The sequence below is a fragment of the Frankia sp. AvcI1 genome (genome assembly GCF_001420875.1).
GTDB classification, from domain to species: Bacteria; Actinomycetota; Actinomycetes; order Frankiales; family Frankiaceae; genus Frankia; species Frankia alni.
On record NZ_LJFZ01000030.1, the window covers coordinates 12,205 to 26,863 of the forward strand.

Sequence of the window (14,659 nt, forward strand, 5' to 3'; positions counted from 1 at the left end):
GCGTCGTCGACGCGATGTTCAGCGTGTTCGAACGGCTCGTGCGCGGCCTGGCCGACCTCGGCCCGACCGACGGGAGCGCGGTGACCGGCGCGGCCGCCGTCGCCTGGGACCAGCTCGTCGACGGCCTGCTCGACGCCTCGACGAGGGCGGTGCGCGCCCGGGTCAACACGATCGCCGGGCCGCTGTCCACCCGCCTGCTCCACGAGGGGTTCTTCGCGGCGGCCCGCGACGACCCGAACGCACCCGCCCTGGTGTGGGACGCACCGGCCGGCGGCGCACAGTCGCCGGTGCGCCGGTCGCTGTCCTACGGCGAGCTCGCCGGGCAGGCGACGGCGGTGGCCGGCGCGCTCGTCGCCCGGAGCGTGCGGCCGGGCGACCTGGTCGGCGTCAGCCTGCCGAAGGGGCCGGAGCAGGTCGTCGCCATCCTCGGCGTGCTGGCGGCCGGGGCGACCTACGTGCCGATCGGGGTGGAGCAGCCGGCGGCCCGGGTCGCGCGGATCGTCGACACCGCCGGCCTGCGCACGGTCATCACCGTGCCGTCCACCGCCTCGTCTGCCGATCGGGCCTCGTCTGCCGATCGCGCCTCGTCCGCCGATGGGTCGGCGGCACCGTCCGGGCCGGACTGGCCGGTCGGCGTCCGGCCGCTCAGCCTCGACGACGCGCTCGCCGCCGGCGCGGCCACTGCGTCCGGGGCGCTCACGCTGAGCGCGGCCGACGATCCCGCCCGCCTGGACGAACCGGCCTACGTGCTGTTCACCTCGGGCTCGACCGGGCAGCCCAAGGGCGTCGAGGTCAGCCACCGGGCCGCGATGAACACCATTGACGACCTGGCCGACCGGCTCGGCCTCGGCCCGGGCGACCGCACGCTGGGCGTGTCGGCTCTCGACTTCGACCTGTCGGTCTTCGACGTCTTCGCCCCGCTGTCGTCCGGCGGCGCGGTGGTCGTCGTGGACGAGGAGTCCCGGCGCGAGGCCACCCGCTGGGCCGAGCTCATCGCGGCCCACCGGGTCACGATCCTCAACTGCGTGCCGGCGGTGCTGGACCTGGTCCTGGCCACCGGGGTGCCGCTGGGGGCCAGCCTGCGCGCGGTGCTCCTCGGCGGGGACCGGGTCGGGGTCGACCTGCCCGGCCGGCTTGAGGCCGCCGTCGCCGGCTGCCGGTTCCTCGGGCTCGGCGGCACGACCGAGACGGCCATCCACTCCACCGTCTGCGAGGTCGTCGGGGGCGGGCCGGTGCCGCCCGCGTGGCGCTCGGTGCCCTACGGCACCCCACTGCGGGGCGTGCGGCTGCGCGTGGTCGATGGTCTGGGCCGCGACTGCCCCGACCACGTCGTCGGCGAGTTGTGGATCGGCGGGGCCGGCGTCGCCCGCGGCTACCGGGGCGACCCGGAGCGCACGGCCGACCGGTTCGTCCGCCACGCGGGCGAGCGGTGGTACCGCACCGGCGACCTCGCCCGCTACCTTCTGGACGGCACCGTCGAGTTCCTGGGGCGCCGCGACCATCAGGTCAAGATCAGAGGCTTCCGGGTGGAGCTGGGCGAGATCGAGGCGGCGCTCGCGTCGGTGCCCGGCGTCCGCGCCGGGGTGGCCGCGCTGACCGGTGGCGCGGACGGACATCCGAGCGCGCTCGGGGCCGTCGTCGTCCTGACCGCGGCGGAGGGGCCACCGCGCCCGGCCGACCAGACGGATCCGGCCGACCAGACGGACCTGGCGACGGTCCGCGCCGGCCTGCGGGCCGTCCTGCCCCCGCACATGGTGCCCGACCGGGTCGTCGCGGTGGCCGAACTCCCGCTGAGCGCCAATGGGAAGATCGACCGCAAGGCGGTCGGCGCCCTGCTCGAGCGCGATCTGGACGGGACCCGGCCGGCCGCCACCGCGCCGACCTCCGACCTGGAACGGGTGATCCTCTCAGTCTGGCGGGAGATCCTGCCTCGCGACACGGTCGGGGTGACGGACACAGTCCGAGCCGCCGACACAGTCCGAGCCGCCGACACAGTCCGAGCCGCCGACACAGTCCGAGCCGCCGACACAGTCCGAGCCGCCGACACAGTCCGAGCCGCCGACACAGTCCGAGCCGCCGACACGGTCGGTGCCGCCGGGGAGTTCGGGGTCTCCGGAGCGTTCGGAGTCACCGACGAGTTCTTCGCCCTCGGCGGCGACTCCGTGCTCGCCACCGCGATGGTGGCCCGGCTGCGCGACGAGCTCGACACCGGAGAGGTGACGGTCCGCATGCTCTTCGGCGCGCCGACGGTCGCCGCGCTTGCGCAGGCCATGCGCGCGGCCGAGTCCACCCCCGGCCGGCTCGATCGTGTCGCGGCGATCATCTGGGAGATCGCCTGCCTTTCCGACGACGAGATCGAGGCGCGGCTGCTCGACCCGGCCGGGCCGCCCGGCCCCGCCGACACGCCCGACCCCGCCGCGATCCCCGACCCCGCCGCCATCCTCGACAGGGCCGGCCTGTCCGACGACGCCGGCCTGACCGACGCTGCCCGCACGGCCGGGAGCGAACGGTGAGCGGCGCCCCGCTGGTCACGGCCGCGCCGGCCGCGCCCGCCGAGGCGGGCAGGGTGGACGGCTGGGTCCGTTGGCCGGACGATGTCGCCCGTCGCTACGTGGCCGAGGGCTACTGGGAGGGCGGGCCGCTCGGCGACCGGCTGCGGGCCTGGGCCGAGCGGTCCGGCTCCGCCACCGCCGTCGTGGCAGGTCCGCCGTCCCGGCCGGTCCGCCTCTCCTACGCCGATCTCGACCGGGCCGTCGACGACCTGGCCGTCGGCCTCGACCGGCTCGGTCTCGCCCCGGGCGAACGCGTCCTGGTCCAGCTGCCCAACCGCGTCGAGTTCGTCACGCTGCTGTTCGCGCTCCTCCGGCTGGGCGCGATTCCGGTGCTCGCGCTGCCCGCGCACCGCCGGGTCGAGATCGAGCACCTGGCCCGGCTGGCCGGCGCCGTCGCCTACGCCATCCCGGACACGCACGAGGGCTTCGACCACCGGACGCTGGCCCAGGAGATCGTCGCCGCGGTCCCGTCGGTGCGCCACGTGCTGGTGGCCGGCGAGGCCGGTCGGTTCACCGGCATCGACGCGGTCGCGGCGGCCGGCGCGGACGCCCGGGCCGCGGCGGCGCCGACGCCCGTCCCATCGACCTCCGTCCCGTCGACGCCCGTCCTGCCGGCCCCTGATCCGGCCGGCGTCGCGGTGCTGCTCATCTCGGGCGGCACGACCGGCAAGCCCAAGCTCATACCGCGCACCCACTGGGACTACGCGTACAACGCGGCGGCCAGTGCCCGGCTGTGCGGGCTGACCGCCGAGGACGTCTGTCTGGCCGCGCTGCCCGCCGCGCACAACTTCCCGCTGGCGTGCCCGGGCATCCTGGGAGCGCTCGGGGTCGGCGCGACGGTGGTCCTGGCGCCGTCCCCCAGTCCCGAGATCGTCTTCGAGCTCCTCGCCCGGGAACGGGTGACGGTGACCGCCCTCGTGCCGGCGCTGGCCCGGATCCTCGTCGACGCCGCCGAGTGGGAGAAACCGGACACCTCCAGCCTGCGACTGCTCCAGGTCGGGGGAGCCCGGCTGGACGCCGAGCTGGCCCGGCGCATCCCGGCGGTCCTCGGCCCGCGCGTCCAGCAGGTCTTCGGCATGGCGGAGGGGCTGCTCAACTACACCCGCCAGGACGAGGACGCCGAGCTCTCCTTCACCACCCAGGGCCGGCCGCTCGCGCCGGCCGACGAGATCCGGATCGTCGACCGCGACGGTGCCGACGTCGCTCCCGGCGAGATCGGCGAGCTGTGGACCCGCGGACCCTACACCGTCCGCGGCTACTACCGGGCCGCCGAGCACAACGCGACCGCGTTCAGCCCCGACGGCTTCTACCGCACCGGCGACCTGGTCCGGCTCACCGCGAGCGGCAACCTGGTCGTCGAGGGGCGGATCAAGGATGTGATCAACCGCGGCGGGGAGAACGTCTCCGCCACCGAACTCGAGGAGCACCTGCTCGCCCACCCCGCGATCGCTCAGGCGGCCGTCGTCGCGGCGGCGGACGAGCAGGTCGGCGAGAGCGTCCGGGCGGTCGTCGTCCTGACACCCGGGGCGGGGCTGACCCTCAAGGTGATCAAGGCGTACCTGCGCGGGCGCGGGCTGGCCCGGTTCATGCTTCCCGACCTGCTCACGGTCGTCGACACGCTACCGCTCACCCCCGTCGGAAAGATCGACAAACGGGAGCTGCGCCGCCGTCTCGGCTAGCGCCGCCCGGCGCCGCCGCGGACGCGGACTTGGACAGGTCCGCGCAGGCCTGCGCGGACCTGCACGGGCCCGGGTCTGCACCGGTCTGCGCAACCGTGCCGCGCGCCGCCATCCCGTGGCCGTGCCCGCCTCCCAGGGACGGCCACACGAAGCCGCACCACCTCCCTCACCGGCAGTCGCGTCGGCCGGCTCGAACTGAGTGCACCCCACGACCGCGGGTCGGGATCGGCCCGCGGCTGAGCAAAGAGAGAACAAACAGTGCGAGACACGCCGAAAGCCAGCGGGCGCAGCACGGCCGGCCAGACCGGCCAGACNAGCGCGACCGACGCGTTGCGCGAGGAGATCCTGGATCTGGCCATCGGCCCGATGNCGGGCTGGGGCACCGGATGCGCGCGGGACATCATGGCGACGCTGAAGTCCGACAGCGAGCCCNTTCCCTGCGTCTTCGCGGTGGCCGCGGCCCACAGGGGCGGGCTGCGGTTCGGTTTCGTCGAGGATCTGCGCGACGAGCGGACCTGGTCCGTCCTGCCGGACATCCTGGCCACCTACCTGTCGGTCTACCAGTCGATATCGCGGNACACCTCGCTGGTCGTGTTCTTCGGACCCGGCGAGGGGGCGGCGGGGCAGGACAACGACGACGTCCTGTCCTACGAGCAGNGGTTCTGGTCGATCCTGAGCTACCTGCACGACCGNGACGGCGAGCCCTGGCCGTCGGACATCCCGACCGACACCGACGATCCCGGCTGGGAGTTCAGCTTCCGCGGCACCCCCATCTTCGTCGTCTGCAACACGCCGGCGCACCGGCGGCTGCGCAGCCGCAGCGGTCCGGTCTTCACCATCACGTTCCAGCCGCGCTGGGTCTTCACCGGGCTGGAACCGACCAGCCCGCGGGGCGCGGCCGCACGGAAAGTCATTCGCGAACGCCTCGCCCGGACGGACGAGGTGGATTCGACGCCGCTGCTCGGCTCCTACGGCGACCCGGCCAACCGGGAATGGAAGCAGTACTACCTGCGCGACGACGCCTCGGTCGCCGACAGCTGCCCGTTCCACGCCGGAGCCGGCCGCCGGTCGGCCGACACCGCCGCCGGGAAGGCGACCGTCGAAACGCCCCGGGCGATGGCCGGGGCATCTGTGGCCGGGGCATCTGTGGCCGGGGAATCGGTGGCCGGGGAATCGGTGGCCGAGTCGGCGCGGCCGGCGCCGACCGAGCCGGGCGCGACGGGTCCGTTCAAGGTGGTCGTCAACCAGGAGCAGCAGTACTCGGTGTGGCCGCACGGGCGACCCAACGCGCTCGGCTGGTTCGACACCTCCGTCACGGGCAGCCGGCAGCACTGCCTGGACAACATCGAGCTGACCTGGGCCGACATGCGGCCACGCAGCCTGCGCCGGCGGATGTCGGGACACGCCGGCGCCGGCTCGTCCGGCGGCGCCAGCTCGTCCGGCGGTGCGCCGCGGGTGCGCTCCGGCCGGTACGGCGTGGTCGGCGGCCCGGATCCGGCGGCGGGCCGCGGGCCGGTCGCCACGAGTTCCGTCTGATCGGCGGGGAGAACCATGGTCACGAGCCGGCCTTCCAGCCCCACGCCGGGTTCCCCCGGCGACGCCGCCCAGGGCGGCATCGACCTCGGCCGGCGGGAAGCGGACGCGGAGGACTTCTCCACCGGGCGGGTGGACCCGCTTGTCGGGCGCTCGCTCACCGCCCTGGTGGCCGAGGCGACCCGCCGGACACCGGACGCAACCGCCATCGTCGACCTGGTCGACCTGGTCGACCGGGAGGCGGACGGAGCCGTCACCCTCACCTACGCCGACCTCGAACGACGGGCCGAGGCCCTCGCCGCGTCGTTGCGCGCAGTCGGCGTCGGCCCGGAGGTGACCGTCGGCGTGTGCCTGCCACGCTCGGCCGCTCAGGTGGTGGCCCTGCTCGGCGTGCTGCGTGCCGGCGGCGCGTTCGTCCCGTTGGACGCCTCCTGGCCGGCCCGGCGCATCAGCGCGGTGGCCGACGAGGCCCGGATCTCGGCGGTGGTGGCCGGGACGGCCGGCGCCCCGCCGCAGCTGTCGGCCGGCGCCGGCTTCGTGCCGCTGCTGCGGCTGGACCCCGCCGGCCGGCTCGCCACCGCCGGCACGTCCGCCCGGGCGGTACCGGCCGTGGACCCGAGCTCCGGCGCGGACCCGCACTCGGCTGGGGGCCCCTACTCGGCTGGGGGCCCCTACTCCGCTGTGGATCTGGAGAACCTCGCCTACGTCATCTACACCTCCGNATCGACCGGGACGCCCAAGGGCGTGATGATCCGTCATCAGGCGATCTGCAACCGGCTGCGCTGGCAGGTCGACCTGCTGGGCCTCACCGGCGACGACACGGTCCTACACAAGGCGCCGCTGAGCATCGACATCTCGATCAACGAGATCTTCCTGCCGCTGGTCGCCGGGGCGCGCATCGTGATCGCGCCGCCCGGAGCCGAGACGGAGCCGGGCGCGTTGCTCGCGATCGTGCACGCGCAGGCGGTGACGTTCTGCTATGTCGGGCCGGCCATGCTCGGCGCGATGCTCGAACGTCCGGACGCCGAGGAGGCGGGACGGTCGCTGCGGCACGTCTGGTGCGGCGGCGAGGTTCTGCGCGACGAGGCCTACCGGCGATTTCGGCAGCGGTGGCGGGCCCGGCTCTACCACGGCTACGGCCCGGCCGAGGCGACGATCGGCGTCTCCTGCCGGGTGTTCGACCCGGACCAGGCCACCGCCCGCGTGTCGATCGGCCGGCCGAACCCGAACACCCAGATCCGGGTCCTGGACGCCGACTACAACCCAGTGCCCCTCGGCGCCACCGGCGAGCTGTTCATCAGCGGGTTGCCGCTGGCCCGGGGCTACCTCAACGATCCGCGTCGCACCGCGGACCAGTTCGTGCCCGACCCGTTCAGCCCGGTTCCCGGCAGCCGGATGTACGCCACCGGGGACCTGGGCCGCTTCCGCGCCGACGGGGAGATCGAGTTCCTCGGCNGGGCCGACAACCAGGTGAAGATCCGCGGCTTCCGGGTGGAGCTGGAGGAGATCGAGAACGTGCTGTGCGGTCAGCCCGGCATCCGCCACGCCGCCGTCGTCGTCGTCCCCCGCGCGGCGGGCAACGGCGCGGCGGGCGATGGCAGTGCGGGCGACGGCAGTGCGGGCGACGGCGAGTCGGTCGACGACGAGCTGCGGGCGTACTGCGTGCGCGCGGGGGCGGGCGGGCCGGCGAACCTGCGCGCCGTGCTGGCCGGCCAGCTGCCTGCGCACATGGTCCCGGACACCTTCGTCGACGTCGCCGAGCTGCCGCTGACCGCGGCCGGCAAGATCGACCGGCGCGCGCTCGCCGCAGCCGGCCCACCCGCCGCCCACGACCAACCCCGTACGGGAGGGAACTCCATGCTTTCCGACCAGTTCACGGCGCCGGCGCCGGCCGACCAGATCACGGCGCCGGCGCCGGCCGAGCGGATCACGGCGCCGGCCGAGCAGACCGGCCCGTTGGAACCCGTCGAGCCGGCCGGGTTCGACGAGCTGGCCCGCCGGGTCGAGGCCGCCCAGGACGGCCCGGGCGCGCACGCGCTGGTGCGCTCGTTCGCCTCGAACCCCGCCTTCCGCCCGGCCGCATGGGAGGAGCTGACGACCGAGGACGACCCGTACCGCCGCCCGGTCCGGCCCGCCGACCTGGCCTGGCTGGACTACGGCACCGCGCTGCGACCGGACGACACGCTGAAGCTCTCGGGCCTGCTCGGGCACCGGATGCTGCGCAACATCTACGACGCGGACCTGCTGTACCTGCCGCCGAACCGCAATGCGGCGGCCGATCGCGACGGCGCGGACTTCTACGGCGCGGGCAACCGGCTGCGCGGCGCGCTCGCCCAGCCGGTCCTCGAACGCCACCTGTTCTCGTTCCTGGCGTCCCAGCGCCCGTCCCGCCCGGCCGGCCCGGCCGGCCCGTCGGTCGACGGGGTGCTGGGCGAGCTGCGCGGCTACTGGGAGGAACGCCGGGACCGTCCGGGAGAGGCGTTCGCGGTGCTGCGCGGCACCCGTGAGCGCCGCGAGGCGACGACGTTCGCGCTGCTGCAGCTCTCGGCGTTCCTGCCCGCGGCACGCACGGCGACCGCCCGCGCGTCGCTCGGCGAGTACGGGCCCGCCCACGCGGCCGCCCGGGAACTGCTGCTCGACGACTACCGGCGCTGGGTGGCGGACTCGTCGGCGTGGACGGCCCTGCTCGCCGCGGCCGGGCTCACCCCGACGGTCGGGGCGTACTGGCAGCTCCACCTGAACACCTCGCTGGCCCGCGGCAACCATCTGCACCTGCTGTCCCGCGCGCCGCACCGGCACGCCGAACTGCTCGGCGCGTTCGTGCACCAGCGCATCGACGACGCGGTCGTCGCCACCGCCTGGGCGGACGCGGTCGAGGACGGCCTCGGCGAGCGGCCGGCCCTGTTCACCACGCGACCGCCGGCGGTGACCCCGGACGCCCTGGACGACCTGGTCGGCCGGCTGCTCACCCCGCTGGTCGCGCTGTCGGGCGACGCGGCCCTGGCCGCCTTCCACGCCGGCTTCGTCGACGCCGCCGAACTCGCCCGCCGGTGGGACCGCGACCTCGCCGCGCAGATCGCCTGGGCGGACTCGATCGAGGAGTACAAGGCGAAGGCGCGGGCCATCGACGCCCACCTCACGACCGAGGGGATCGAGGTCGACCTGGACACGTTCGTCGAGTCGTGCGACGAGACGTCGACGACGCACGTCCACGACGAGCACCGACTGGTCATGATCGAGTCAGGCGACATGCACTTCTGGAACAACGTCACCCACAAGATCGCGTTGNGTGACGGCGACAAGGTTCTCATTCCCAGGTCCCGGCTGCACGGATCCACCGTGCTGTCCGGATCGTGCACCTACCACCAGCCGATCATCCCGGACGACATGTACCTGAAGTTCTGAGCGCGCGCCGGTCGGGCGATGCCGCCCGCGCTCCCGGCCTCGCGCGACCGGCGCGGCTACCCGCCGGCGCGGCTACCCGCCGGCGCTGGCGGCGGATCGGGCCAGCCGGCGCTGGACCCGGTGGCGGATGTCCTCCGGGAGCAGGTCCGTGATGCCGCCGAGCGCGGGCAGCTCGTCGGGGTCGGTCATGACCGCCCGGAAGACCTGCCCGACGGTGATCCCGTGATCGGGACGGTGCAGGACGGTGACCGGGTCCCCGGCGGCGACCTCGCCTACGGTCAGCACCCGCAGGTATGCGCCGGGCGTACCGCGCCGCGAAAAGCGCGCAACGAGATCGGGGACATCCCAGAACCCGGCGAAGACGCGGCACGGGGTGCGCGGCGCGGTCACCTGGACCACGGCGGACCCGACGGCCCAGATCTCGCCGATCCGCGCGCCGGTGACGTCCATTCCCACCGAGGTCAGGTTCTCACCGAAGCCACCGGGAGGAATATCGCGGTCGAGGAGACTCGACCACCAGGAGAAGTCCTCGTGCGCGAACACGTACACGGCCCGGTCGACACCGCCGTGAAACGTCAGGTCGCAGATGGTGTCTCCGCGCAGGCCGACCCGGCCGACNTGCACCGGCCCCTCGACGGGACGCTTGTCGATCCCGCTGCGCCCCTGCCTCCCGGTCCACGCGTCGGTCCGGACCACGGCGACGTTGACAGTGAGGACACATCCCATCAGGGGCCACTATCCTAGGGTCGAGCGAAATCCCGAGAATTCCGCCGGCGGTCCGCACGCCCCGCCGCTGTTATCCGCGAATGTCTGTCATCTGCGCACGTCAGTTATCCGCGCACGTCAGTTATCCGCGCACGTCGCACCCCGATTCTATCGGACCCGCCGCTTCCGCCGCTTCCGCCACTCCCACCGGTGCGCTGACGGTCCTTGCCCAGCTCGCCGCCGTCGGCGCGGCCCTGTGGAGTTGGCACTACCCGCCATCGCCTACCCCTCGAAGATCCCCGGCATGGCGCTGACGGGCCTCGGGCTCGGCCTGGTCCTCTCACCGCTCACCACCGACGCGCCGAGTCGCGTCAGCGCCGACGACCGTCCGCAGGCATCCGGCCTCGTCCAGACGTGACGGTTCGGCAACTGGGTGGCACGCTCGGGGTGGCTGTGATCGGATCGGTGATCCTCGCCCGGCAGAGCCGCACTCCGCACCCGGACACGTCGTGCAGGACACGGCGCACGCATGGCCGCCGGCTTCTGGGTCACGGTCGCCGTGGTCGCGGCCGGCCTGCTCGCCGCCTGGACGCTGCTGCCCCGCGACGCCCGGCGGGCCGCTCGGNGGACCGCGTGGTCGGCGTCGCTCGCGGGCTGAGCGGTCGTGCACCGGTCCCGCGGGACTGGTGCGGGCGGGCCCGTCGCGGGCCGACAGGGTGGGTGTTTTCCTGCGTGGGCCCCACACGGGGCTTGTTCGACGACCGCGGGACCGAAAGGATTCGTGGAACTCGGCGGGGCTGACCGCCCGGTGTTTCGTCCTGAAGGGGGAGACCCGTGTCCACGGCAGTTCTGACGGTGACGAGCGAGGCCGGCGAGGTGATCGTGCCCGCGGGGCGACCGCGGTTCATCATNGGCCGAGCGCGCAACGCGGACCATGTGATCGCGGACGGCCGGGTCTCCCGGCAGCACCTGATGATCGAGGAGACGGACCGCGGCTGGGCCGTGCGGGACGTCAGCTCCAACGNCACCTGGGTCGACGGCAGCCGGATGCTGCACACGGTCGAGCTNCACGCGGCCGGCCTGCACGCGGTCGAGCCGCAGGCGGTCGAGGTGGGCCCGGTCGGGGCGAGCCCGGTGGTGAGTCGCGGCGAGGCCCGGTTCCGGCTCGGCACGTCGACAGGCCCCGAGGTCGTCATCCGCACCGAGCCCCCCTCGCCGCGGTCCGCCCCCGACGAGCTCCCCGGCGGGGGCGCGGACATGCAGACCATGCTGCCCCACCAGACCGGATACCTCCCGCCGCGCACGGCGAACCAGGCCACCCGCCCGCCGCGGCGCGAAGACCTCGACGCCGGCCGCCGCGCCACCCCCGCCGGTGCCACCCCCGCCGGTGCCACCCCCGCCGGCGCCTCCTCCGCCGATGCCACCCCCATCGGCGCCTCCTCCGCCGATGCCACCCCCATCGGCGCCTCCTCCGCCGGTGCCACCCCCGTCGGGGCCTCCTCCGCCAGGGCCGTTCCCGGCGGCGCCTCCTCCGCTGGTGCCATCCCCGTCAGTGCGTCCTCTGCCAGCGCCGTCCCCGCCAGCGCCGTCCCCGCCGGCGCCGCCCACGACCAAGCCGAGCGCGGCCAGGGTGACGGCGGGCAGGGTAGCGGCGGGCAGGGTGACGGTGGCCAGGCCGAGCGTGGCGGCCACGCCCGCCTGGACCGTGAGCACGAGCGTGGCACCACCTACCCGCTGCGCCCGGGGACGATGACGATCGGTCGCGCTCGCGACAACGACATCGTCATCTCCGACCTGCTTGCCTCCCGCCACCACGCCTCGCTGACCGTCCAGGGTCCGAGCGTCGAGCTCGTCGACCTGGACTCCGCCAACGGCACGTTCCACGACGGCCGGCGCATCCAGCGCGCACAGGTCGAACAGGGCGACATCATCGCCATCGGNCATCACGTCTTCCAGCTCGAGGGCAACCTGCTCGTCGAGTACCTCGACTCCGGCGACGTCAGCTTCGAGGCCGAACACCTCAACGTGTGGGCCGGCGAGAAGCAGCTCATGCACGACATGACCTTCCGACTGCCCGGCCGTGCGCTGCTCGGCGTCGTCGGCCCGTCGGGCGCCGGAAAATCGACGCTGCTCAACGCGCTGACCGGCTTCCGGCCGGCGGACTCCGGCGCCGTCCGGTACGCCGGGCGGGACCTCTACACCGAGTACGACGAACTTCGCCGCCGGATCGGCTACGTGCCNCAGGACGACATCCTGCACGCCTCGCTGACCGTGCGTAAGGCGCTGGAGTTCGGCGCCACGCTGCGGTTCCCCCCGGACGTGACGGAGTCGGAGCGCGCCAGGCGGATCGACGAGGTCCTCGCCGAGCTGAACCTCACCCCGCACGCGGACACCGTCGTCGCCAAGCTGTCCGGCGGCCAGCGCAAGCGGGTCTCCGTGGCGCTGGAACTGCTCACCCGGCCCACGCTGCTGTACCTGGACGAGCCGACCTCGGGCCTCGACCCGGGCATGGACCTGCAGGTCATGCAGTCGCTGCGCACGCTCGCCGACGACGGCCGCACGGTCATCGTCGTCACNCACTCGGTGGCGCAGCTCGACCTGTGCGACTACGTCCTGGTGCTCGCGCCGGGCGGCTACGTCGCCTACTTCGGTCCGCCACGCGACGCACTGCCGTTCTTCGGCGAGCAGGGCTACCCGTGGGTCTTCCTGCGCCTGCAGGAGACCCCGGGGGCCGAGTCGGCGGCGCGTTTCCGCCAGTCCCGGCATTACGTGCCGGCGTCGGTGACCGCCCCCTCGGCCCGGCCCGCGCCGGAGGAGCTGCCGAGCATTCGGCAGCAGTCGGTGCTCTCGCAGCTCGTCACGCTGAGCAGACGGACGTTGGCGGTCATCGCGTCCGACAAGGGATACCTGCGCCTCGCGGTCGCGTTCCCGTTCGTGTTGGGCCTGATCCCGCGGGCGATCAACGGGAATTTTGNCGACACCCACGACAGGTTCACGCCGAACTCGGACGGGCCCACCATCTTCCTGATCATGGTGCTGTGTGCCTGCTTCATGGGAATGTCGAACTCGGTGCGCGAGATCGTCAAGGAACGGGCGATCTATCAGCGAGAACGTGCGATCGGCCTGTCGAGAGGGGCCTATGTCGGCTCGAAGGTCGGAGTGTTGTTCATCATCACCGTCCTGCAGGTGATCCCGTTCACGCTCATCGGCCTCGTCGGCCGGCAACCCCCGGGCCACCTGGTGTTCGGTAACACGCTGCTGGAATGCATGCTCGCGGTGTTCGTGGTGGGTTTCGCCTCCGGCATGATCGGACTGATGATCTCGGCGTTGGTGGACAACGCCGACAAGACGATGCCGCTGCTGGTCATCGTCACGATGGTGCAGCTGGTGTTCTCCGCCGGCATCGTGCCGATCGGGGGGAAGGCGGGCCTGGAGCAGGTCGCCGTGGTCTCGCCGGCCCGGTGGGGCTTCGCCGCGATGGCCGCGGACGCGGACTTCAACACGATCACCCGGGCCGGCGTCCAGCGGCCGAAGACCGTCAACGGTGTGCCCGTCGCCGGGCAGACCGTGCCGGTCAACCCGCGCGCGCCGGAGCCGGACAGGCTGTTCAGTCACACAAAAAAGCAGTATCTGACCGACCTTGGCGCCGGGTTCGCCGCCGCCGCGGTCTACATCGCCATCACCTACCTGCTGCTGCGCCGCCTGGACCCGAAGCGGAGCAGGAGACGAAAGCCGGCCACCCAGTGACCGGCCACCCAGTGACCGGCCACCCAGTGACCGGCCATCCAGTAGCCGAGCTCGAAGCGATCCACCTGGGCCATCCGTAGGGTGGCGAGGTGGACATCGAGCTGGTAATGGCCGGTCCGTTCCATGNGGACGCAATGCGCAGCCTGTGGAACTGGCTGGGCCGGGAACCGGACCTGCGAGGTCTCGTCCGTCTCCGTGAGTCNCCGCCGGCCGCCGGGGAGATGGGGCCGAAGCTCGACGCGGTCGTCGTCACGCTGCGTTCCTCCGCCGGCCGCTCAGTGCGAGCCCTGGAGGTAGCACTGACCGAGTGNCTCGCCGCGCAGCGGCGGGGCCCGGACGGGACCGGATCCGTGCGAATGACCGTGCGTACCTCGGACCACAGCTTCGAGCTGTCGACCGACACCATCGGGATGACGGACCCCGCGGTACGCCAGCATTTCGAGGACCTTGCTCGGTTCGCGCAGGCGCAGCTCGCCGCTGAGCCGGTTCGTCCGACGTCAGCCACGGTGCAGGACGGCGCGGCTGCAGACGTGCTCACCCCGGAGCAGGTGCGCCTGCTCGCGGAACTGTTCAGCACCCCGATGGCGGCGGTGCGGCTGCTGCGCCACGCGGGACTTGCGCCGGAGCGTTTCCCGACCTTCGACGCCGCCCCCCACGCGGAGGGTTTCTGGGCCGCCGTCGCCGTCGAACTCGCTCACGGCCGGGCCCCGGGCGGCGCGCGTCGCCTGCTCGACACGGCGAAGAGCGAGTACCCGGGTAATCCGGCGTTCGCCCGCGCGCCGCGGAGTTGACAGCGCTACTTCGGGCAGATGCGCTGGTAGGGCATTCCCGGCGCGTAGCGAGCCCATTCCTGCCGGTCGGGGCCGCCGCCCGNGGCAACGCACGCCAGTCGGACCGGATCTCGATGGGACTCCGTATAGGTCGTCAGATCCCACAAACGGGCGGGACGCCCCACGCCCGTGGTGAGGACAAACCGACCGTTGGCCGCGATCAGACTGGTGGTCCAGGCGCTGTTGCCGGTGACCAGCGTGCTGCGTC

At 73.5% G+C, this 14,659-nt stretch carries 4 protein-coding genes and 11 pseudogenes; 14 read left to right on the forward strand and 1 reads right to left on the reverse strand.

The features are described from left to right. The 7 genes and pseudogenes from UK94_RS64630 to UK94_RS64655 form a co-directional block, all read left to right on the forward strand. Positions 1–2,513 (forward strand): annotated as a pseudogene (locus UK94_RS64630) (non-ribosomal peptide synthetase); the annotation flags it as partial. Continuing rightward, entirely contained in the window at positions 2,510–4,231 is a 1,722-nt protein-coding gene (locus tag UK94_RS24905) for an AMP-binding protein (protein WP_095212979.1), read from the forward strand. The pseudogene UK94_RS64630 and the gene UK94_RS24905, both read left to right, overlap by 4 nt. 450 nt (positions 4,232–4,681) lie before the next feature. Continuing rightward, positions 4,682–4,807, forward strand: a pseudogene (locus tag UK94_RS64635) (hypothetical protein); the annotation flags it as partial. 1 nt (position 4,808) lies between these two features. Then, positions 4,809–4,888 (forward strand): annotated as a pseudogene (locus UK94_RS64640) (hypothetical protein); the annotation flags it as partial. 36 nt (positions 4,889–4,924) lie between these two features. Then, positions 4,925–5,767 (forward strand): annotated as a pseudogene (locus UK94_RS24910) (YqcI/YcgG family protein); the annotation flags it as partial. 719 nt (positions 5,768–6,486) lie between these two features. After that, positions 6,487–7,219 (forward strand): annotated as a pseudogene (locus UK94_RS64650) (AMP-binding protein); the annotation flags it as partial. A 1-nt stretch (position 7,220) separates the two neighbouring features. Next, positions 7,221–9,052, forward strand: a pseudogene (locus UK94_RS64655) (hypothetical protein); the annotation flags it as partial. 189 nt (positions 9,053–9,241) lie between these two features. Here UK94_RS64655 and UK94_RS24920 read toward each other — a convergent pair. Continuing rightward, positions 9,242–9,787 (reverse strand): MOSC domain-containing protein (locus UK94_RS24920; protein ID WP_235489713.1); only part of this gene is annotated, 546 nt, incomplete at its 5' end. A 343-nt stretch (positions 9,788–10,130) separates the two neighbouring features. Between UK94_RS24920 and UK94_RS64660 the strand changes: the two genes are divergently transcribed. The 7 genes and pseudogenes from UK94_RS64660 to UK94_RS64690 form a co-directional block, all read left to right on the forward strand. Beyond that, on the forward strand, positions 10,131–10,292 hold the full coding sequence (locus UK94_RS64660; protein ID WP_157734426.1) for a hypothetical protein: 162 nt from the start codon (positions 10,131–10,133) through the stop codon (positions 10,290–10,292). Positions 10,293–10,786: 494 nt separating this feature from the next. Beyond that, positions 10,787–10,898 (forward strand): annotated as a pseudogene (locus UK94_RS64665) (FHA domain-containing protein); the annotation flags it as partial. Between the two features lie 86 nt (positions 10,899–10,984). Beyond that, positions 10,985–11,814 (forward strand): FHA domain-containing protein (locus UK94_RS64670; protein WP_235489757.1); only part of this gene is annotated, 830 nt, incomplete at its 3' end. Between the two features lies 1 nt (position 11,815). Further along, a pseudogene (locus UK94_RS64675) lies at positions 11,816–12,114 on the forward strand (ATP-binding cassette domain-containing protein); the annotation flags it as partial. 1 nt (position 12,115) lies between these two features. Continuing rightward, positions 12,116–12,450, forward strand: a pseudogene (locus UK94_RS64680) (ATP-binding cassette domain-containing protein); the annotation flags it as partial. A gap of 1 nt (position 12,451) precedes the next feature. Further along, positions 12,452–12,848, forward strand: a pseudogene (locus UK94_RS64685) (hypothetical protein); the annotation flags it as partial. Position 12,849: 1 nt separating this feature from the next. Further along, positions 12,850–13,621, forward strand: a pseudogene (locus UK94_RS64690) (ABC transporter permease); the annotation flags it as partial. Between the last annotated feature and the right edge of the window lie 1,038 nt (positions 13,622–14,659).